Annotated in this window: 20 protein-coding genes; 15 read left to right on the top strand and 5 right to left on the bottom strand. The window is 61.1% G+C overall.

Features of this window, described 5'->3' with window-relative positions; translation table 11 throughout:
- Positions 1 to 13 precede the first annotated feature (13 nt).
- Together B5477_RS13595 and B5477_RS13590 are read left to right on the top strand one after the other, a co-directional pair.
- Positions 14 to 529, top strand: coding sequence for a GNAT family N-acetyltransferase (locus B5477_RS13595; RefSeq protein ID WP_079700179.1), 516 nt, complete (start codon positions 14 to 16; stop codon positions 527 to 529).
- Positions 530 to 589: 60 nt separating this feature from the next.
- Entirely contained in the window at positions 590 to 1,342 is a 753-nt protein-coding gene (locus tag B5477_RS13590) for an aminoglycoside adenylyltransferase domain-containing protein (protein WP_079700178.1), read from the top strand.
- Positions 1,343 to 2,086: 744 nt separating this feature from the next.
- Here B5477_RS13590 and sleB read toward each other — a convergent pair.
- Entirely contained in the window at positions 2,087 to 2,821 is a 735-nt protein-coding gene (gene sleB / locus B5477_RS13585) for a spore cortex-lytic enzyme (RefSeq protein WP_079700177.1), read from the bottom strand.
- Positions 2,822 to 3,012: 191 nt separating this feature from the next.
- Here sleB and B5477_RS13580 point away from each other — a divergent pair, with 191 nt between their 5' ends.
- From B5477_RS13580 to B5477_RS13535, 10 genes are all read left to right on the top strand, one after another.
- Positions 3,013 to 3,336 (top strand): hypothetical protein, encoded by a 324-nt coding sequence (locus tag B5477_RS13580; protein WP_079700176.1) that lies wholly within the window; start codon positions 3,013 to 3,015, stop codon positions 3,334 to 3,336.
- Between the two features lie 116 nt (positions 3,337 to 3,452).
- Positions 3,453 to 4,241 carry an amidohydrolase family protein gene (locus B5477_RS13575; RefSeq protein ID WP_079700175.1) on the top strand — a complete coding sequence of 263 codons (789 nt, stop codon included), beginning with the start codon at positions 3,453 to 3,455 and terminating at the stop codon, positions 4,239 to 4,241.
- 14 nt (positions 4,242 to 4,255) lie between these two features.
- Positions 4,256 to 5,113, top strand: coding sequence for a phosphatase PAP2 family protein (locus B5477_RS13570; RefSeq protein ID WP_159449058.1), 858 nt, complete (start codon positions 4,256 to 4,258; stop codon positions 5,111 to 5,113).
- 196 nt (positions 5,114 to 5,309) lie between these two features.
- The gene (locus tag B5477_RS13565; RefSeq protein WP_143533603.1) at positions 5,310 to 6,551 is read left to right on the top strand and encodes a M26 family metallopeptidase; all 1,242 of its coding nucleotides are present in this window, start codon (positions 5,310 to 5,312) and stop codon (positions 6,549 to 6,551) included.
- Positions 6,552 to 6,713: 162 nt separating this feature from the next.
- Positions 6,714 to 7,211: a YceD family protein gene (locus tag B5477_RS13560; RefSeq protein WP_079700172.1), complete on the top strand. Its 498-nt coding sequence runs from the start codon at positions 6,714 to 6,716 to the stop codon at positions 7,209 to 7,211.
- A 56-nt stretch (positions 7,212 to 7,267) separates the two neighbouring features.
- On the top strand, positions 7,268 to 7,450 hold the full coding sequence (gene rpmF, locus B5477_RS13555; protein WP_079700171.1) for a 50S ribosomal protein L32: 183 nt from the start codon (positions 7,268 to 7,270) through the stop codon (positions 7,448 to 7,450).
- A gap of 113 nt (positions 7,451 to 7,563) precedes the next feature.
- Complete coding sequence (locus B5477_RS13550) at positions 7,564 to 8,877, top strand: DUF512 domain-containing protein (protein ID WP_079700170.1); 1,314 nt, start codon at positions 7,564 to 7,566, stop codon at positions 8,875 to 8,877.
- Positions 8,878 to 8,912: 35 nt separating this feature from the next.
- Positions 8,913 to 10,232, top strand: coding sequence for a ribosome biogenesis GTPase Der (gene der / locus B5477_RS13545; protein ID WP_079700169.1), 1,320 nt, complete (start codon positions 8,913 to 8,915; stop codon positions 10,230 to 10,232).
- A gap of 156 nt (positions 10,233 to 10,388) precedes the next feature.
- Complete coding sequence (gene plsY, locus B5477_RS13540; protein WP_079700168.1) at positions 10,389 to 11,030, top strand: glycerol-3-phosphate 1-O-acyltransferase PlsY; 642 nt, start codon at positions 10,389 to 10,391, stop codon at positions 11,028 to 11,030.
- A 14-nt stretch (positions 11,031 to 11,044) separates the two neighbouring features.
- Positions 11,045 to 12,058: an NAD(P)H-dependent glycerol-3-phosphate dehydrogenase gene (locus tag B5477_RS13535; RefSeq protein ID WP_181966759.1), complete on the top strand. Its 1,014-nt coding sequence runs from the start codon at positions 11,045 to 11,047 to the stop codon at positions 12,056 to 12,058.
- A gap of 432 nt (positions 12,059 to 12,490) precedes the next feature.
- On the opposite strand, the gene B5477_RS13530 is transcribed toward B5477_RS13535, so the two are convergent.
- The 3 genes from B5477_RS13530 to B5477_RS13515 form a co-directional block, all read right to left on the bottom strand.
- Entirely contained in the window at positions 12,491 to 12,793 is a 303-nt protein-coding gene (locus B5477_RS13530) for a DUF6809 family protein (protein WP_143533602.1), read from the bottom strand.
- Between the two features lie 722 nt (positions 12,794 to 13,515).
- Entirely contained in the window at positions 13,516 to 13,848 is a 333-nt protein-coding gene (locus tag B5477_RS13520) for an AzlD domain-containing protein (protein ID WP_079700166.1), read from the bottom strand.
- Positions 13,845 to 14,576: an AzlC family ABC transporter permease gene (locus tag B5477_RS13515; protein ID WP_079700165.1), complete on the bottom strand. Its 732-nt coding sequence runs from the start codon at positions 14,574 to 14,576 to the stop codon at positions 13,845 to 13,847. Before B5477_RS13515 ends, B5477_RS13520 begins: the two co-directional genes overlap by 4 nt.
- A 199-nt stretch (positions 14,577 to 14,775) precedes the next feature.
- Here B5477_RS13515 and B5477_RS13510 point away from each other — a divergent pair, with 199 nt between their 5' ends.
- Positions 14,776 to 15,591, top strand: coding sequence for a Cof-type HAD-IIB family hydrolase (locus B5477_RS13510; protein ID WP_079700164.1), 816 nt, complete (start codon positions 14,776 to 14,778; stop codon positions 15,589 to 15,591).
- Between the two features lie 141 nt (positions 15,592 to 15,732).
- Positions 15,733 to 16,215 (top strand): VOC family protein, encoded by a 483-nt coding sequence (locus B5477_RS13505; protein WP_079700163.1) that lies wholly within the window; start codon positions 15,733 to 15,735, stop codon positions 16,213 to 16,215.
- A 48-nt stretch (positions 16,216 to 16,263) separates the two neighbouring features.
- Here the strand turns inward: B5477_RS13505 and B5477_RS13500 are convergent, their stop codons facing one another.
- Entirely contained in the window at positions 16,264 to 17,364 is a 1,101-nt protein-coding gene (locus tag B5477_RS13500) for a DUF362 domain-containing protein (RefSeq protein ID WP_079700162.1), read from the bottom strand.
- 431 nt (positions 17,365 to 17,795) lie between these two features.
- On the opposite strand from B5477_RS13500, the gene ppk1 reads away from it, so the two are divergent.
- Positions 17,796 to 19,949: a polyphosphate kinase 1 gene (gene ppk1, locus B5477_RS13495; RefSeq protein ID WP_079700161.1), complete on the top strand. Its 2,154-nt coding sequence runs from the start codon at positions 17,796 to 17,798 to the stop codon at positions 19,947 to 19,949.
- The last annotated feature ends 68 nt before the right edge of the window (positions 19,950 to 20,017 follow it).

Raw genomic sequence — 20,017 nt, 5'->3', positions numbered from 1 at the left:
GAGGAGGAGCGGCATGATCGAGACCGAACGGCTGCTGCTGCGGCCCCACACCCTGGACGATTACGAGGCCCTGTGCGAGATTTTGCAGGACCCGCAGGCGATGTACGCCTATGAGCACGCTCTGCCGGACTGGGAGGCGCGCGAGTGGCTGGAGCGCCAGATCGCGCGCCAGGAAAAATTCGGTTACAGCCCCTGGGCGGTGATTTTGAAGGAGAGCGGCAGGCTGATCGGCCAGTGCGGCCTCTCCTGGCAGGAGACCGACCGGGAAGACGAGCTGGAGATTGGGTATCTTTTAAACCGCGTCTACTGGCATAAGGGGTATGCCGCCGAGGCGGCCATCGCCTGCCGGGACTACGCCTTCGATGTGCTTGGGCAGGAACGGGTATGCTCGATCATCCGGGACAATAACCTCTCCTCCCAGGCGGTGGCCCGGCGGATGGGGATGAAACCGGAGCGCACCTTCGTCAAGCACTATTACGGGATGGAGATGCCGCATATCATTTTTACCGTGCACAGAAACGAGCGATAAAAGAAACCGGCGCCCGCGCGGGGAATTCCCCGCGTGGGCGCCCTTTGGGAGTTGACGAAATTGGAGCTGCAGGAGCTGCTGGATCAAATCACAAGGGAGTACCGGGCGGTGCTGGGGAGGAAGCTCTGCGGGCTCTACCTGCACGGGTCGGCCGCGCTGGGAGGATTTCATCCCGGGCGCAGCGACCTGGATTTCCTGGCGGTGGTGGACCGGCCGCCACATATCTGCGAGAAGCTGCGGCTTCTGGGGTTCCTCTGTGCCCTCTCGCCGCAGGGACCGAAAAAGGGGATCGAGATGAGCGTCGTGCTGGCATCCGTCTGCCAAAGGCCGGTACTGGATATGCCCTTTGAGCTGCACTATTCCCCGATGTGGCGGGGGCTGTGCGAGAGCGATCCGTTGCGGCTCTGCATAACGGTCGGGCGGACCGACCCCGACCTGCCCACCCATTTCAGGGTGGCGCGCGAGCGGGGCAAGGCCCTCTTCGGCCCGCCGCCGGACGAAATATTCGCCCCGGTGCCGGACGGGCTCTACCGGGAGAGCGTTTATTTGGACCTGCGCGCTTCGCGCGAAGAGCTCGGCGGCGACGCGGCCAGCGTGCTGCTCAACCTCTGCCGTACCCTCGCCTTCGAGCGGGAAGAATTGCTTCTCTCCAAGGCGGGCGGCGGCGAGTGGGCTCTGAACAATCTTGGACTGCGCGACCCTGCCCCGCTTCGCCGGGCGCTCGACTGCTGCATTGGCGGCCTGCCGATGGAGGCGGATTCCGCCTGCGAGCAGCTTTGCGGTGAGCTGATGGGATTATTGGGGATCGAATAAGTGCCGCTTCAGGGCAGGGTGCCCCGCCTTCTTCTTTTGCCGCGGACGGCAATGCCGCTGCGGGGCTGTCCGCCCCGCTCCCCGAGTCCTCTTTTCCACGTGGAAAAGAGGACGGAAAAGACGCAAAAGGAGGGGGATTCCCCCTCCTTTTAATTACCTCCCCGCGCGGCCGCGCGCGGACTATACACGTTTTGTGCCCGCCGCATGTGCGAAGCCCCGCTCCGTTTTTGGGAGCGGGGCTTTTTGCCCGCGCAGGCGACTGATGGCAACAACGATTGCACCCCCTTCGGGGGCCCTTTCCCGCGAGAACGCCGGCGGCGGTTTGTGCCTCTTTCGCGGGCTGAGCATGGCCGCTTAGCACCCTAGTCGTTCACGTATAGGGCGTGGCGCCCCGCCACCGCGGGCTGAGCATGGCCGGCCTGCACCCTGGTCGTTCGCGTATAGGGCGTGGCGGCCCGCCACCGCGGGCTGAGCATGGCCGGCCTGCACCCTGGTCGTTCGCGTATAGGGCGTGGCGCCCCGCCACCGCGGGCTGAGCATGGCCGGCTGCACCCTGGTCGTTCGCGTATAGGGCGTGGAGCCCTGCCACCGCGGGCTGAGCATGGCCGGCCTGCACTCTGGTCGTTCGCGTATAGGGCGTGGCGCCCCGCCACCGCGGGCTGAGCATGGCCGGCTGCACCCTGGTCGTTCGCGTATAGGCCGCAGCGCCCGCTGCCGCGAATCGGCTGCAGCGCCCCGCTGCCGTTAGCTGCAGAAGAGGTGGTTGCCGATGCGCAGGATGACCGGGCGGGTACGCATCCACTTGTTCGAGGTCTTGTCGGGGTTGAAGTAGTAGATCGCGCCGCCCGAGGGGTCCCAGCCGTTGAGGGCGTCCTTGGCCGCACGGTAGGCGGATTCGGAGATCGGCTCGTTGATCTGCCCGTCGGTGATGGCGGTGAAGGCGCCGGGCTGATAGACCACGCCCGCCACCGAATCGGGGAAGGAGGGATGCTCCACCCGGTTTAAGACCACCGCGCCCACCGCGACCTGGCCGGTGTAGGGCTCGCCGCGCGCCTCGGCCGAGATGATCCGCGCGAGGAGCTGGTAGTCGGCGTCGTTGGTGACTCCGCCGGAGGAGCCGCCCGAGGCGGAGCCGGAGGGCAGGCCGAGCGCCGCGAGGGTGGCGCTGCCCGCGATTCCGTCGACCGACAGGCCGTTCTGCCGCTGGAAGTAGCGTACCGCCTCCTCGGTCTTCGGGCCGTAGGTGCCGTTGACCTCGTCAAAGAAATAACCCCAGTCCTTGAGGCGCTGCTGAATTTTGCGCACCTCGTCCCCGGTCGAGCCGCGCTGGGAGTAGACCTGCGCGGCCTCCTGGGAGAAATCGTTTTCTGCGGCGCGCACGCGGCCCTGATTGATCGCCTGGGAGACCAGGCCCAGCATCACGATATTGAGTAGGATGATGATCGCAACCTTTAGGGTTTTGATTCTGCTCGATTCCATTTAGAAAAACCTCCATTACGAAAGAGCTAACAGAAGTTTTCCCAAAACCGCCACTTTTATGAATCAAAATCCGCCTGCCTTTGCTAGGCCTCCCAAAACGGGGAAAACGCGCGAAAAATATTTGTTTGGAACCGATCCGGCCCTATAAAAATATAATGGTAGTACGAAAGGCAAAAAAGGGGGCCCTGACAGTGGAACTGCTATGGATCATTTTTATCACGGCATTCGCCGCGGTGTTCGCGTATTATTGCGGGGGATACATCGACCGGCGGGCTTCGGCGCGGCAGCACGTCGAGGAGGAACGCGCGCGCACGCAATACATCTGCGACCTGGCGGGGTACAGCCTGGGCTTCGCCGAATTTTTGTGCGAGCGCGCCTGGCTGCCAACCGCACAGCTCACCGCCGCAGCCAAGGACCTGGCGCGGTACACGGTGGAGTATAACGGGGAGGACTTCTCCCCCGAGGAATACGGCGCGCTCTTTGAAGAGATCGAGCGCGCGGGCGCGCGCGGCTGAGAAAAGCGGTCCGCACTCCGGGAGTTGGAGTGCGGGCCGCTTTTGCATCCCCGGGGCCTTCATGCTATAATAATTGCGTTATTATAAAGGACAGAAATTTCGTTGGAGGCGCCCTCATGCTGATCGATTTCCATATCCATATGTTCCCCGACGCACTGGCCGAGAAGGCGATCGCCCGCCTGGCCGCGGCCAGCGGACTGGCCCCCGAGACCGACGGGACCAAGGACTTTACGCTCCAAAAGCTGCGCGAGTGGGAGGTGGATCGGGCGGTGGTCCTGAACATCGCAACCAACCCCCGGCAGCAGACGAATGTCAACAATTTTGCCATCTCCTGTAACCACGACCCGCTGATTCCCTTCGGCAGCGTCCACTTCGAGAGCGAGTGCGCCCTCGAGGAGCTGGAGAGGATCAAAGGGGCCGGACTGCGCGGTGTCAAGCTGCACCCGGACTACCAGGGCTTTGAGATCGACGAGCGGCGGCTCTACCCCATCTACGAGCGGATTGCCGAGCTCGGGCTGGTCTGCGTCTTCCACACCGGCTTCGACGCCATCTCGCCCGACCACATCCACGCCACCCCGCAAAAGATCGCCCGGGTGCTGCGCGACCTGCCGCAGCTCACCATGGTCTGCGCGCACATGGGCTCGATGGAGCGCTGGGACGAGGTGGAGCAGTACCTCTGCGGAAAGCGGGTCTACTTTGATACCGCCTTCACCGCCGGCTACCTTTCGCCCGCGCAGGCCGAGCGGATCATCTCCCGCCACGGGGCCCAGAATATCCTGTTCGGCAGCGACTGCCCCTGGCAGGCGAGCAGCGCCACCTACCGCTTTATTGATTCGCTGCACATAAGCAGCGTACAGAAGGATATGATATTTTATCAGAACGCCCAGCGCCTGCTGGGGCTGTAAAGCGGGGGAGGCCTTTGGAACTAGAACTCATTCGTCAGCTTCAGTCCATCGCAACGCCGGCGCTGGATCTTCTGTTCCAGCTGCTGACCATACTCGGCGAGCCGGTCCCCAGCGTCCTGATCTTCCTGGGCCTCTACTGGACGGTGGACCGCGAGGCGGGGGAATTTCTCGGCTACTGCCTGTGCAGCTCCCTGCTGCTGGGCAACGCCGTCAAGGATATCGTGCAGGCCCCCCGCCCGATCGGGGAGGAGGGGGTGCGCTCGCTGCGGGTGCACACCGCCACCGGGCACTCCTTCCCAAGCGGGCATACCCAGTCGGCCGCTACCCTCTATACCGGCCTTGGGATGTATCTGAAAAGGCGGGGGCCGCAAATTGCTTTCGCCCTGCTGATCCTGCTGGTGGGGCTCTCAAGGGTCTATCTCGGGGTGCACTATCCCAAGGATGTGCTGGCGGGATTGGTCCTGGGCGTGCTGGTCCCCTTCCTGGCGCGCTGGCTCTTTGCGCGTGTGCCCCGGCAGCGGCTTTATCTCCTCACCGCGCTGACGTTCCTGCCCATCCTGCTGATTTCGCCCGGGCACGACTTCTATGTTGCCGCCGGCTGCATGCTGGGCTTTCTCGTCGCCATGCCGCTGGTGCACCGCCGGTTGCCGTTTCGCACGGATGTGCCGGGGCACGCGAAGCTGCTGCGCCTCCTGCTCGGGTCCCTGATGGTGGGCGGCTGCCACCTACTCCTAAAAATCCTGCTCCCATCGGGAGAGGGGATGACCATTTTGCGCTATGCGGCCACCATCTTTTTTGCGCTGGCGGGCTGCCCCTGGCTCTTTTTGCGGTTCCCGCACGTTTTTGGCGGCGGGACAAAAACACAAAAATGACCGCAAGCAACCCTATCTTGCGGTCATCTTTTTGACTATTTTTCGCAGTCTGCGCGAATATTCTGCTGGATGTGCCATCATTATACCAGTTTTTGGGCGGCTTTTCAAGGGAAGCCGCCCTTTTTCCTGCCTTCCCCCTGGAAGGAAGGCCGCAAGATAGGGTTGCTTGCGGACAATTTAATAGGGGGATTTTTAAATGAAACAGGGTGTAATCGCGGCGTGTTTGCTGATTCTATTGTCGCTGGGCGCGCGTGCGGCGGGGAGTACGGTCTCCCTTGCGCCGAGCGCGGGGGAGGCTGCCGCCTACGGGGTCAACATCCCCTTTACGGCGAGTGCGCGCACCGGACGGTACCAGTTTGAAATTTACGATGGGGAGAGCGCGTCGGGCGCGCCGCTCGCCTCCTACGGGGAGGCGCGGCTCACCCCCGGGGCGCAGGTGAAGCTATATCTCCCCTTTGCCTACGACCCGGTGGCGCCGCACACCTATACCTTGCGGGTGCAGGCGCTGCCCGAACCCGGGCGGGAGGGGCTGGACCGCCCAGGTGAGCAGGTCAAAGCCTTCACCACCGGGACCGCCCAGACCTGCGGCAGCGGCGCGCAGCACATGGTCTCGGCGGGCGGCTTCCTCGCCGGGGATGGGACGGCGGCGAGCCCGTTTATCGTGGCGACTCCCGAACAACTGGATCATGTGCGGCTGCACCTGTCAGAGCATTTTTTGCAGGTGCGGGACATCGACCTGCAAGGGCAAAGCTTCACGCCCATCGGCGTGTTCTCCGGCGTTTACGACGGGGGAGGATACGTGGTGCGCAACCTGACGGTGAATACCGCACAGGAGTTTGCGGCGCTCTTCGGGCAGCTCTCCGGCGCGGAAATTCAAAACCTGGGGATCGAAAACTACGACATCTATTCTTCCTATTCCACTGGGCGGGGCGCGCCGCTCGCCGGCAACAATACCTCGGACGAGCTTTCCACCATTTCCCGCTGCTATGCCGACACCGGAACCGTGACCGCTAATGACGACGCGGGCGGACTGGTCGCCTTTTCGTCTGCAGCAATCACCGACTGTTATGCGGTGGGCGGCACCCTGCGCTCCACCCGGAACGGCGGGCATCGCACCGGAGGGATCGCCACCATGTACGGGGGCTCCTCGATGACCCGCTGCTTTGCCGTTCCCTCCAGTATGTCCTATCACGCGCCCACCGTGTCGGACGGCACCGGAGGACTGGTGGGGCAAGGGGGCGATTCTTTTGAAAGCTGCTACTGGATGACCGGGCGCGGCGCAAATTACGCCGTCGGCCAGTCCGCGGCAAACCCGGCGGGCACCACGGCGTTCTCCAGCCTCTCGAGCTTCAACTCCTTTGACACCATGCAGGGCTTCGACCCGGCGGTCTGGCGGGTGGGGGAAGAGCACCTGGTACTGCGGGTTTTCGACCACTGAATTATTTTTTTAAAAACGGCAAAACTCTTGACAAACCGCCGGGCGATCCTTATAATGGTTCTGTGACGTCTGAAAGAGGGCGTTTTCTGCCGTTTTTTGATTTCTGACGAAGTCGTAAAAACGGCGGCGTATGCCTCTGAGCGGGGAAAAGAGGTGTCCTGATTGATCCTGGATTTAACGCATCTGTTCGAGGACGAGGGCGGGGAGGTCCCCTTCAGTCACCTTCTCGACCTTTCGCAGGTGGAGTTTTTTGGCCGGCACATCCTGCAAAAACCGGTGGAGGTCGAAGGGCGGGCAGTCAACACGGCGGGCGTCGTGTCGCTGCAGTACGAGGCGCGGTATCGGATCGACACGGTCTGCGACCGGTGCCTGGAACCCGTTTCCCGGGAAATGGCCTTTCGGCGCGAGCAGGTGGTGGTCAAGGGGCTCTCCGGCGAGGAAAACGACGAATATCTCGTCGTCCCGGACGGGCTCGTCAACCTGGACGAGCTGGTGTATGCTGACGTCGTTCTTGAGCTACCAAGCAAGAACGTATGCAGCGAGGATTGCAGGGGGCTGTGCGAGTGCTGTGGCGCCAATCTCAACCACGGAGCCTGCGGCTGTAAGAAGCCGTCGGTCGACCCGAGGCTGAGCGCGCTGCAGGATCTGCTCGAGCAATGATACGGTCCCATCCCCAACCGGTAACACATACACAATTAATATAAGGAGGTGCTGACATGGCAGTACCAAAGAGAAAGGTATCGAGAGCCCGCAGAGACAAAAGACGTTCGAACGTTTGGAAACTCCCCATGCCCGCTTTTTCCAAGTGCACCCAGTGCGGCGAGCTGAAGGCTCCCCACAAGGTTTGCTTGAACTGCGGCTACTATAAAGGAAGAGAAGTCATTTCCAAAGAGGCGTAAGCGAACAGCTTTCGATGATCGATGGAATAGAGGGGGAACATGAAGCTTCCGCCTCTATTTTTTTTGCAACACCGGGGAAAGGTAATGTAAGAAGGGCAGAGAGGAGGGCGCGTATGGCGGTCACGGTGACCGGGGTGGACGAAGGCTCCATCGCCGAGCGGCACAGGATAGAAGCGGGGGATAAAATCGTTTCGATCAACGGCCATCTCATAGGCGACGTGCTCGACTACCGCTTTTATATGACCGACTCCCTGCTGCAGATCGGCCTTGCCTGCCAAAACGGGCGGGAGAGGAAGGTGCGGGTGCGTAAGGAGGAATATGAGGACCTGGGGCTCCAGTTCGAGACCTACCTCATGGACCGCAAGCATACCTGCAAAAACAAGTGCATCTTCTGCTTTGTCGACCAGACGCCGAAGGGGATGCGCGAAACGCTCTACTTCAAGGACGACGACGAGCGCCTCTCCTTCCTCTTCGGCAACTATGTGACGCTCACCAACATGTCCCTCGAGGAGATCGAGCGGATTATCCGCATGCGCATCAGTCCGATCAACGTTTCGGTCCACACCATGAACCCGTCGCTGCGCGTGAAGATGATGAAAAACCCCAATGCCGGGAACGTGCTGAGCTATCTGCCAAAGCTCGCGGCGGGCGGGATCAAGCTCAACACCCAGCTGGTGCTCTGTCCCGGGATCAACGACGGGGACGAGCTGCGCCGCTCGATCGAGGAGCTGGGCGCGCTTTTCCCGCAGCTCGAATCCATCGCGGTGGTCCCGGTCGGGCTGACGCGCTACCGCGAGGGGCTGCCCGAGCTGAGCCCCTACACCAGGGAGGGCGCGCGCGAGGTGATCGCCACCGTTCATGAATATGGCGAGCGGTGGCTGCGCGAGCGGGGCGAGCGGCTGGTCTATCCGGCGGACGAGTTCTTCCTCGCGGCGGGGTACGAGCTGCCGCCCTACGAATATTACGGCGAGTTCCCCCAGCTCGACAACGGAGTGGGGCTGCTGCCGCTGCTCGAGCACGAATTTTTCGAGGCGCTGGAAAACCCGCCGTCGCTCGCGCGGGAGCGCGCCGTCTCGATCGCCACCGGGGAGGCCGCCTATCCGCTGATCGCCGCCCTGGCCGCCGCCGCACAGGAGAAAGTCGCCGGGCTGCGGGTGCATGTGCATAAAGTGGTCAACGACTTTTTCGGGCACACGGTCACCGTGGCCGGGCTTTTGACCGGGCAGGACCTCATGCGCCAGCTCGGCGGCAAGGCGCTCGGCGAGGAGCTGCTGCTGCCGCAGGTCATGCTGCGCCACGAGCAGGACCGCTTCCTCGACGACGTGACGGTCGGGCAGCTGGAGGAGGCCCTCGGCGTGCCGGTGCGCACCGTGCCAAACGACGGATACGAGCTGCTCGACGCGCTCATACTAGCAAGGGAAGGATAGTTTGGAAGTAAACTTTCAAACAAGGAGTGATATTTATGTCCAAACCATTGATCGCAATCGTGGGGCGGCCGAACGTCGGCAAGAGCACCCTGTTCAATAAGCTGTGCGGCAAGCGGATGGCCATCGTGGACGACACCCCCGGCGTGACCAGGGACCGCCTCTACGCCGAGTGCGAATGGCGGGGCAAGGAGGTCATGCTGGTGGACACCGGCGGGATCGAGCCGCGGGCCGACGACGTGATTTTAAAGCAGATGCGCTTCCAGGCGCAGCTGGCCATCGACAGCGCGGATGTGATCGTGCTGGTGTGCGACCTGCGCTCGGGCGTGACCGCCTCGGACGCGGATGTGGCCGCCATGCTGCAAAAGAGCGGCAAGCCGGTGGTGCTCTGCGTCAACAAATGCGACACCCTGGGCAACCCACCGCCCGAGTTTTACGAGTTCTATAACCTCGGCCTGGGCGACCCGATCGGGGTGTCTTCCACCCACGGGCACGGCACCGGCGACCTGCTGGACGCCTGCTACGAGCACATCGACTTCGAGCACCGGGAGGACTACGACGAGGAGTACGTCAAGGTGGCGGTCATCGGCAAGCCCAACGTGGGCAAGAGCTCGCTGATCAACAAGATCGCGGGCAGCGAGCGGATGATCGTTTCGGACATTGCCGGGACCACCCGGGACGCCACCGACACGGTGGTGGAAAACGAGTTCGGGAAGTACGTCTTCATCGACACGGCGGGGATCCGCCGCAAGGCCAAGGTGGAGGAGGCGGTCGAGCGCTACAGCGTGCTGCGCGCCTATATGGCGGTGGACCGCTGCGACGTGGCGGTGATCGTCATCGACGGTACGGTGGGCTTCACCGAGCAGGACTCGAAGATCGCCGGCTACGCGCACGACCAGGGCAAGGGGTGCGTGGTGGCGGTCAACAAGTGGGACGCCGTCGAGAAGGACGACAAGACGATGCAGAATTTTACCAAGGATTTGCAGGAGGACTTTTCCTTCATGTCCTACGTGCCCTTCGTCTTCATCTCGGCGCTGACCGGGCAGCGCCTAAAAAGCATGTTCGAGCAGATCAACCACGTCAACGGGCAGAACGCCATGCGGATCACCACCGGCGCGCTCAACGACGTGCTGGCCGTGGCCACCGCGCGCATGCAGCCCCCCTCGGACAAGGGTAAGCGGCTGAAGATTTATTACATGACCCAGGCGTCCACCCGGCCGCCGACCTTCGTGTGCTTTGTCAACCGCGCCGATCTGTTCCACTTCTCCTACCAGCGGTATCTGGAAAACCAGATCCGGCAGACCTTCGGCCTGACCGGCACCCCGGTGCGCATGGTGGTGCGTGAGCGGGGGGAATAATCCTTCCGTTTCTTTCGTATGATGCAATACGGGCCCCGGGACAGGCTCCCGGGGTCCGTTTTTGTATGTGGGCGCGGGGTTGCGTTTGGCGGCCAAGGCTGGTAAAATAAAAACAGTATTTTGTTAAGAAGAGAGACGCACAAGGGGGCGTGACGGTTGATCACGATTTTGGCTTCGGCAATCTGCCTGGTGGAAGGGTACCTTTTGGGGAGCCTCAATTTCTCCATCATGGTGAGCCGGCTTTTTAAGGGCGAGGACATCCGCAATTACGGCAGCAAAAACGCCGGGATGACCAATATCCTGCGTACTTACGGGAAAAAATATGCGGTGATGGTCGGCGTGGGTGACTTCTGCAAGGGGGTCTGCGCCGTCTTCATCGGGCGGCTGATCTTCTCCCTGATGGGAGTGACCCTCTTCGATGCGGGCTACGCCGCGGGCGCAGCCGCCCTGCTGGGACATCTGTTCCCGCTTTATTTTGGCTTTAAGGGCGGAAAAGGGGTGCTGACCGGCCTCGGTGTGGTGCTGACGCTCAGTCCGCTTTCTTTCGCCATCATCGTGCTGCTTGAGCTGCCGCTGCTCTATTTTACCCGGATCGTCTCCCTCGCCTCGGTGACGGGCGCGATCCTTTATCCCATCGTAACCTGCGTGGTGCATATCCTGCAGCGGCGCCCCTTCATCCTGGACACCGTCTTCTCGGTGGCGCTGGCGGGGGTGGTGCTCTACATGCACCGGGCGAACATCAAGCGGCTTTTGAGCGGGACGGAATACCGGTTCGGTCAGGACAAAAAGAAACAATAGAAAGGGGTGGCGCTTTGGCGACGATTATGATTCTGGGCTCGGGCGGCTTTGGCTGTGCGCTGAGCATCATGTGTGAAAAGATGGGGCACAAGACGGTTCTCTACTCCCCCTTTGAGGAGGAGCTTTCGGACATCCGCCGTGACGGCGAGCACAAGAGGCTGCTGCCGGGGGCGAAGATCCCGCCCACGGTCGAGCTGACCAGCGACCTTAGCCGTGCGGGCGAGTGCGAGCTCGCCATCATTGCGACGCCCTCCTTCGCGGTGCGCTCCACCGCCGGGAAGCTCGGCGGGCACCTGCGCGAGGGCGCGGTGGTCGCCTGCGTCTCCAAGGGGCTGGAGGACGGCACGCTTAAAACCTTCTCCCAGGTGATGGACGAGGAGCTGCCGAAGAATCACAACGTCATCATTTCCGGGCCCTCCCACGCGGAGGAAATCGCGCGCTTCATGCCCACCACCGTGGTGGCGGCCTCGAAGGTGCGTGCGGCCGCGGAATTCGTGCAGGACACGCTGATGAACCCGAGCCTTCGCATCTACGTCAACGACGACGTGACGGGGGTGCAGCTCGGCGGCGCGCTCAAGAACATCATCGCCCTGGCGGCAGGCGCCAGCGACGGGCTGGGGCTGGGGGACAATCCCAAGGCCGCGCTGATGACGCGGGGGATCACCGAAATCGCCCGGCTCGGGGTGGCGATGGGGGCCAAGACCGAGACCTTTGCGGGTCTCTCGGGGATCGGCGATTTGATCGTCACCTGCACCAGTATGCACTCGCGCAACCGCCGTGCGGGCATTTTGATTGGGCAGGGGAAGAGCGCCGGGCAGGCGATCGAGGAGATCGGCATGACGGTCGAAGGCTACAAATGCGCCAAGACCGCCTACGATCTTGCGCAGCGCACCGGGGTGGAGATGCCCATCATCACCGAGGTGTACAAGGTGCTCTACGAAGGCAAGTCGCCCAAGGACGCGATCCGTGCGCTGATGGACCGGCCCAAGCGCCACGAGTCCGAGGTCATCTGGCTGCTGAGCAAATAGCGGCGGCAGGGTGCCGCCCCCTATACGCGAAAGGACTAGCGTGCGAGGCGGCCATGCTCGGCCCGCGGCGGCAGGGTGCCGCTCCCAATTCGCGAAAGGACTCCTTTACAAGGCGGCAATATTCAGCCCGCGTCCTGAATAAGAGGGTTCCAAGGGGGCGACGCCCTCTTGGCGGGTGCGGGCAGAGCCCGCGACCTTCAGCGCCAGCGAAGCGCGGGGACGGCGAGCCGCCGCTCCCGATTCGCGAAAGAAACCGGCATATGGGTCCGGAAGTGCTCAGCCCGCGTCCTGCAAGACTACTAAGCGCGGGGAGGGTGAATCGAACCTCCAGTGGAGGTTCGAGAGGGAACCCCCAAGAGGGGGTTCCCAAAAAGTTCTCTTCAAACAGCAGAAAAGTTCAGCCGCTGCGGGAGCTCCCGCAGCGGCTGTTTGCTAATCGTCCAGAATCCTTGCGCCGGTGATGGGACTGCTGTCCTGGAACACCTCGATCATCATGCGCACGCCGAAGGTGAAGCCATAGATAAAATTGTCCGTGTCATCCAGCTCTTCGAGATCGCTTTGCGTGTCGCAATACTCGTTCAGGAGCCGGATTTGCTCCTCGTCCAGGTGGCTGCGCAGCTTCTTTTCCTTTTCATTGTTTTTAAAAAAAGCATGCGCATAGAGGGAGTCATCTTTAAATTTGTAGTTTTCGGAGAAAAAATTGCTGTGGGCCAATTCTTCTAATGCACTTTTCATCATTCTGCTCCTTTCGGCACACGCCCCTTGAAAGGAGAAACCGCGTATGGTAAAATATTTACGCAGTCTTCCTTTCGGGGGCTGTGTGCGGGGGAAGCGGTGGCTATTGGAAGATGTGCGCCGCTTCCTTCATTTTTTGAGGCTGTCGTGTATCGTATCGATTCCCCTGCGTACAATGTCCGATTTTGTTGTTTTTAATGCCTTGGCACATTCTTCCAATTTGACGAGCGAATCATCACCAAGCCGAACACGAAACATTGTATGTTTGGAATCAGGCGACACAGGACGTCCTGTCTTCTTTTGCGACCTACTCACCTCCTTCCTGTTGCTACGACAATTATATTCTAGTGGCGACAGGAAGTCAAGAGCTTTTTTAAAAACTTCCAGCGCGTGCAAAAAAATTTGCGCCCTCCACGAAAGTAGAGAGCGCGAATAGGTAGCGGCGCCCCGCCGCCGCGAATAGGCAAGCGGCGCCCCGCCGCCGCGAATAGGCAAGCGGCACCCTGCCGCCGCGAATTGGGTGCGGCGCCCCGCCGCCGCTTTGGGGGAACCCCTTGATAGGGTTCCCCCACGCAAAAACCTCCCACTGGGAGCTTTTTGCTCCCCTTCCTGATCTTTAAGAGGATTTGTAGCCGTGAGTACCAGCGACCTAGGAAAGGTCGCGGGCTCCGCCCGCACCCGCCAAGGAGGCGTCGCCCCCTTGGAACTCTTTTTTATGCTGCTTACATATTTAATAATCCCGCCAATGGGAGCAGGCGCTCAGCGAGAAAAACCATCGCCACCGCGCCCAGCGCAACGGTCAGCAATCCCTTTCCCCGTTGGGCCAGAAGCACCGCGGTAATCAGACCCGCCAGCGCGGAGAGCATGGAGGCGGTGGAGTATAGGATGTCTGGTAAAGTCATCGCCGCAAGCACCGCATAGGGCACGTAGGAGAGGAACGAGATGACAAACCGGTTGCGGATCTTTTTACGAAAAATCGCCAGCGGCAGCATGCGCACCAGATAGGTTACACCCGCCATGATGGCGACGCAGACCAGAACTCTTGTGAGATTCATGAGGCGCCCTCCTCTCCCTCGGCGTCGTCCACCGGGTAGCGCAGCGCCGCGAAGCCCGCGGCGATCAGGGCGCAGATGATGATCACCCAGCCGGCGGAAAGGTTTCGCAGCAGCGGGGTGTAGCGGAACACGCAGCTGACCGCCGCCGCCAGCGCGACGGTGACGGCCACTGGGCGCAGCTTTCGCGCCGGAGGCACGATGATGGCGAGAAACATCCCATAGATGGCGATCCCCAGCGCGCTGCGCACCGAAGCGGGCAGAAAGCCGGTGGCGGTCGCGCCCAGCAGGGTGCCCGCCGCCCAGCCGAAATAGGGGGTTAGGATCAACCCGGTGAGGTATTGGGCGTTTACCTCCCCTTGCTGCTGCATGGCCACCGCGAAAATTTCGTCGGTGTTGCCGAAGGCCAGCACGCAGCGCTTCCAGGTGCTCATCCTGGGGTCGAGCTTCTGCGAGAGGGAGAGGGACATGAGCATATAGCGGATGTTGATGACAAAGGTGGTCACGGCGACTTCCAGATATAGACCGCCTGAAACGATCAGCGCAAGGCCTGCAAACTGCCCGGCCGAGGTCAGGTTGGTCATGGAGATCAGCAGCGCGACCCAGGCGGGCAGCCCGTTCTCGGTCGCCATCATGCCGAAGGTGAAGGAGACGGACAGGTATCCCAGGCAGATGGGCAGCCCGTCGTAAAGCCCCTTGCGCAGGGTGAGGAGCGAATTGCTGTTGGACATGGGTGTCGGCACCTCGCAATGTTGATACAATTCCTCCCGGCGAGCGCCGGGAGGTCATTCAAATATTATAGCGTGATAATCCATACAAAGCAAGCGCCCGGGCCCCCTTACAATTGGTCAATCTACGGATTGAAAGAAGGCGGGCGGTGTCGTATAATAAAACACGGACTGAAATTTATCGAGGAAAGGGCTGGTACCAATGAGCAAACTGCTCAAACCCTATTTGTACGCCGACATGGACGGAACCCTGCTGACCGACACCAAGGATATCTCGGATGAGAATGTCGCCGCCATCAAGCGGTATATCGACGCGGGAGGAAAGTTCGCCGTCGCCACCGGGAGAAGCGAGCTCATCGCCAAGCCCCTGCTGAAGGGCGCTCCGCTCAACATGCCCTCCATCCTCTACAACGGCGCCGCCGTTTACGACTTCGAGGGGAAGAAATTCCTGCACCAGAACTGCCTTGACTACGATCTGGTCGAACGGCTGGGGAGGCTGGCGATCCGCGTCTGCCCGACCGCCTGCGTCGAGGTTTACTGCGAAGGGCCGATCCAGCTGCTCAACCGCGACTGTGTGATCGACCACTACATCACCAACGAGAAGCAGGAGCACGTCTACCGCTCCTTCGAGGAGCGCAGCCGGGACTGCATGAAGCTGCTGGTCTACGGCGAGAATGCCCAGCTCAAAGAGGTTGAACGGGCCATCGCCGAGGAAATCGGCAGCGACGGGTTCTCCTGCGTCTTTTCCGCGCCCTATTACCTCGAAATCCTGCCGGCGGACATCTCCAAGGGGGACACCCTCAAGTGGATCGCGGACAACCTCGGTTACAAGCTGGAGGATATGGCGGTCATCGGGGACTTCTACAACGACCTGAGCATGATCCTGGAATCCGGCTTCGGCGTGGCCCCGGCCAACGCCCCGGACGACATCAAGGCCCAGGCCCAGCTGGTGGTGGCAGACAACAACCACAGCGCGCTGGCCGACCTGATCAACAACCATATGATCATCGAGGACTAAATATTAAAAAGGGCGTTCCGGCTTTGCCGGAACGCCCTTTTTTGCTTGCGTGTCGCTTTTTTACAATTCCGGGTTCCCAATTTGGGGTATCCTAATGATAACGGGGAGGCTGATCGCTTCCGGGAAAGGAATGGTAGAGATATGCTGTATCAGGGTGCGCTGTTCGCGGTGGAGGACATTCGCCGCGCACGTAAGTTTTATGAAGAGGTGCTGGGCCAGAAGGTAATGTTCGACTTTGGCACCAATCTGTCCTTCGAGCGGGGACTCACGTTTCAGGAGGGCTTTTGCGAGCTGGTGGGGCTCGACCCGGCCAGCCGGGTGGTCCGCTCCCACAACACCGAGATCTACTTCGAGGAGGACGAGATCGAAAAGATTTTTGAGAAGGTGAAGGCTTATCCCGGAATCGAGCTGCTGCACGGGCTGCAGGAATGTCCCTGGGGCCAGAGGACCTTCCGGTTTTATGACCTGGACAAACACATCGTCGAGATCGGCGAGAGCATGGAATTCGTCGTCAAGCGCTTTCTCAGGATGGGACTGAGCGTGGAGGAGACCTGCGCGCGCTCCCAATTCCCGCCCGAAATAGTGCGCCAGCTTAACCTGCAGCTGGAAAACGAAAAGGATTAAGCACTCATGAAAAGAAGCGCCGGAAACTCCGGCGCTTCTTTTTGCACATTAGATTTCGATCAACTCGTAGTCCTGGGTGCCCAGACCGATCTGCTCGGCGTAGTCCAGCCCCACCTGCCAGTTGGTCTCGGGATGGGTGCAGCAGAAGCGGTCGTGCTCGTGCGGGCGTTCCCCCAGGTAGCTCCCCTCGATCACCGGCTGCTGGTTGCACAGGTCCACGCAGGCGCGGTCGAGCGCCACCGGGTCGAAGGAGGCGAGTATCCCCACGTCCGGGATGATCGGCAGGTCGTTGAGCTCATAGCAGTCGCAGAAGGGGGAAACGTCGATGACCAGGCTGACATGGAAGTTCGGACGGCCCTTGAGCACCGCGAGGGTGTATTCGGCGATCTTCTTGTTGAGAATGTCGTTGGTCTCGTCGTTCATCGGCTGTACCGCGTCGGCCGGGCAGACACCGATACACCTTCCGCAGCCCACGCACCTGTCGTGGTCGATCTGGGCCTTCTTCTGCGGGAAGGAGATGGCGTCGTGCGCGCAGCTCTTTTTGCAGGCGCCGCAGGAGATGCAGAGCTCCCGGTCCACGAAGGGCTTTTCGGAGGAGTGCATCTCCATCTTGCCCGCGCGGGAGCCGCAGCCCATTCCGATATTTTTGAGCGCGCCGCCGAAACCGGTCGCCTCGTGGCCCTTAAAGTGGTTCAGCGAGATGAACACATCCGCGTCCATGATCGCCCGGCCGATCTTGGCCTCCTTGACATATTCGCCACTGATTGGCACCAACTCCTCGTCGGTCCCCTTGAGCCCGTCGGCAATGATGACGTGACAGCCGGTGGCAAAGGGGTTATAGCCGTTTTGATAGGCGGTGTCCATGTGGTCCAGCGCGTTCTTGCGCTGGCCGACGTAGAGGGTGTTGCAATCGGTGAGGAAGGGCTTTCCGCCGTGCGCCTTGACAAGGTCCACCAGAACCCGGGAATAGTTCGGGCGCAGATAGGCAAGGTTGCCGATCTCGCCAAAATGGATTTTGATAGCGGTAAATTTGTTTTCAAAGTCGATCTGCTCGATCCCCGCCTCCTTGACGAGTTGCTCCAGCTTCTGCAGGAGATTGTGCCCTTCGCGGGTGCGAAGGTTGGTAAAATAGACCTTGGACTTCTTCATGATGTCCTCCTTTTTGACACTGGGATAGCGTTCAGTTGCATAACACAATTATACTATAACGGGCCAAAAAAAGGAAGAAGAATCTGTTTGTATCCTTATTGAAGAGGATTTGAACTGACAGAGGACGTGTGATACAGCGATCTGTTACTTTCCGTTTATCGACCTAAGTCAAGTGCGCCTTATTTGGTATAATAAGGCGAAGGATCCCTACACTGAAAAAGTGTAGGGATCCTTTTTGGTTATTTCGGCAAGGAGCGGCTTACCAAACCTAATATCAACACATGTCTACAGCCGGTTGCGGTTTTTACCGCCGCTTTACGCCCGCTTGGGAATTCTCCGGCGAAAACGGCCCGTGAGCGCTTGTTCCCGGACAGGGATGCTGGTATAATACTGGTAACACGGTTGCGCCAGGCGCAGGGGAGGCTTTTCTCATGGACGATATGATGGGCACGGCACTGCCGAAAGCCCTCTTTGTCAACCGGGAGCTCAGCTGGCTGGAATTCAATAAGCGGGTGCTGCTCGAGTCGCTCGACGACGCAGTCCCCCTCTTCGAGCGGCTGAAGTTCGAGGCGATCTATTTTTCCAACCTCGACGAATTTTTCATGGTGCGGGTCGGGTCGCTGACCGACCAGAGCCTGCTCGACGCGCAGAAGACGGACGACAAGACCGGGATGAACGCCGACGAGCAGATTGCAGCCATCATCGAGAAGGTGGCCTCCTTCGCGCCGCTGTGCGAGAGCGCCTATGGGGTGATCCGCCAGCAGCTCAAGGAGCTGGGGGTGGACCTGGTTGACGTGCACAGGATCAACCAGGTCGAGGAGCTGATCGCCCAGAAGTATTTTTTGGAGGACATCCTGCCCCTGCTCTCCCCGCAGATTATCGACCGGCACCACCCCTTCCCCTTTTTGAAGAGCAAGGAGCAGTATGTCATCTCCCTGTTCGCCACCAAGGATGAGGTGATCAAGCTCGGGATTGTCCCGGTTTCCCACCTGCCGCAGTATTTTGTGTTCAGCGTGGACAACCGCCAGAAGGTGGTCTTCACCGCCGACATCGTCTGCCACTTCGCGCAGAAGCTCTACTCGAAGTATGAGATCGTGGAGAAGAACATCCTGCGGGTCACCCGCAACGCCGACATCTCGGTCAACGAGGGGCTGTTCGACTACGACGTGGACTTCCGCGGGATCATGCAGGAGCTCTTAAAAAAGCGCCGGCGCCTCTCGATCGTGCGCGCCCAGCTGGCGCAGGCCCCCAGCGAGCGGCTGCGCCGGCATCTGTGCAAGCGGCTGGGTATCGCGTCCGACCACATCATGGTCAGCGCGATTCCGCTGGACTTCTCCTTCGGCTTCTCGCTGCCCGGGAACCTCAACCTTTCCCGCAAGGACCTGAGCTTTCGCGAGCTGCGCCCCTCGCTGCCGATCGATTTTTCCAAGCGGGACGCCATCAAATACTGTACCGAGCACGATGTGCTGCTCTCCTACCCCTTCCAGAGCATGAAGCCCTTCATCGACCTGCTCTACGCCGCGGCGGAGGACCCGACGGTGGTTTCGGTCAAGATTTCCCTCTACCGCCTGGCCAACCGCAGCCGGATCGCCTCGGCGCTCTGCGCGGCGGCCGAGCGGGGCAAGGAGGTGCTCTGTGTGCTTGAGCTGCGCGCGCGCTTCGACGAGCAGAGCAACATCGACTACGCCAAGCTCCTCGAGGACGCCGGGTGCACCGTGATCTATGGGCTCAGCGACTACAAGGTGCACGCCAAGCTCTGTCTCATCACCCGCAAGGTGCACGGCAAGATCACCCACCTGACCCAGATTGGCACCGGCAACTACAACGAAAAGACCGCCGAGCTGTACACCGACCTGTGCCTGATCACCTCGGACGAGACGGTCGGGCAGGACGCAAACGACATCTTCGGCGCCCTGTGCATGGGCGAGACGGTCGAGCGCACCCGCACCCTCTGGGCCGCGCCGAACTGCTACCTCGACAAGGTGCTCTGCGCCATCGACGAGGAGATCGCCATCCAGAAGGCGGAGGGCGAGGGCTACGTCGGGATCAAGGTCAATTCCCTCAACTGCATGGAGGTCATGGAGAAGCTCGTCGAGGCCTCAAGAGCCGGGGTGCAGATCGAGCTGTTCATCCGCGGGATCTGCTGCATCCGCCCGGGGGTGGAGGGCTACACCGACCTCCTGACGGTTCGCAGCGTGGTGGGCCGGTATCTCGAGCACTCGCGCATCTTCGTCTTCGGCAGGGGGTCCCGGCAGCAGATCTACATCGGGTCGGGCGACCTACTCAACCGCAACACCCACCGGCGGGTGGAGGTTTTCGCCGGGGTGCGCTCCCCCGACCTGCGCGCGCGGGTGCTGGAAATCCTCGACGCGTTCCGGCGGGACAACGTCAAGGCCTGGGATATGCTCCCGGACGGGAGCTACGTCAAGCCCCCGCGCACAGGGGACGAGGCGGCGCTGGAGAGCCAGATATACCTGCAGGAGTACTTCGCCGCCCCCTTTGAGGAGGAGGGCCAGCCGCAGGCCTTCGGCGGCCGGCTGCGCGGCCTGCTCGACCGGCTGGGCGGCAGGGCGCGCAAGCGGTAGCGCTCCCGGTCTATTCAAAATAAAAGGGCTGGAACCCCGGGGGGTTCCAGCCCTTATTTCTTATATAG

The sequence above is a fragment of the Provencibacterium massiliense genome, assembly GCF_900169495.1.
Classification (GTDB): Bacteria; Bacillota; Clostridia; order Oscillospirales; family Ruminococcaceae; genus Harryflintia; species Harryflintia acetispora.
Note: the sequence above shows the minus strand (reverse complement) of the source record. Positions and strands in the feature narration are given on the sequence as shown.

Excerpts from the sequence above, each read along its gene's own strand:
- B5477_RS13595 (WP_079700179.1), top strand. The coding sequence starts at position 14 with ATGATCGAGACCGAACGGCTGCTGCTGCGGCCCCACACCCTGGACGAT.
- sleB (WP_079700177.1), bottom strand. The coding sequence starts at position 2,821 with ATGGAATCGAGCAGAATCAAAACCCTAAAGGTTGCGATCATCATCCTA.
- B5477_RS13575 (WP_079700175.1), top strand. The coding sequence starts at position 3,453 with ATGCTGATCGATTTCCATATCCATATGTTCCCCGACGCACTGGCCGAG.
- B5477_RS13565 (WP_143533603.1), top strand. The coding sequence starts at position 5,310 with ATGAAACAGGGTGTAATCGCGGCGTGTTTGCTGATTCTATTGTCGCTG.
- rpmF (WP_079700171.1), top strand. The coding sequence starts at position 7,268 with ATGGCAGTACCAAAGAGAAAGGTATCGAGAGCCCGCAGAGACAAAAGA.
- B5477_RS13550 (WP_079700170.1), top strand. The coding sequence starts at position 7,564 with ATGGCGGTCACGGTGACCGGGGTGGACGAAGGCTCCATCGCCGAGCGG.
- der (WP_079700169.1), top strand. The coding sequence starts at position 8,913 with ATGTCCAAACCATTGATCGCAATCGTGGGGCGGCCGAACGTCGGCAAG.
- B5477_RS13530 (WP_143533602.1), bottom strand. The coding sequence starts at position 12,793 with ATGAAAAGTGCATTAGAAGAATTGGCCCACAGCAATTTTTTCTCCGAA.
- B5477_RS13520 (WP_079700166.1), bottom strand. The coding sequence starts at position 13,848 with ATGAATCTCACAAGAGTTCTGGTCTGCGTCGCCATCATGGCGGGTGTA.
- B5477_RS13515 (WP_079700165.1), bottom strand. The coding sequence starts at position 14,576 with ATGTCCAACAGCAATTCGCTCCTCACCCTGCGCAAGGGGCTTTACGAC.
- B5477_RS13510 (WP_079700164.1), top strand. The coding sequence starts at position 14,776 with ATGAGCAAACTGCTCAAACCCTATTTGTACGCCGACATGGACGGAACC.
- B5477_RS13505 (WP_079700163.1), top strand. The coding sequence starts at position 15,733 with ATGCTGTATCAGGGTGCGCTGTTCGCGGTGGAGGACATTCGCCGCGCA.
- B5477_RS13500 (WP_079700162.1), bottom strand. The coding sequence starts at position 17,364 with ATGAAGAAGTCCAAGGTCTATTTTACCAACCTTCGCACCCGCGAAGGG.
- ppk1 (WP_079700161.1), top strand. The coding sequence starts at position 17,796 with ATGGACGATATGATGGGCACGGCACTGCCGAAAGCCCTCTTTGTCAAC.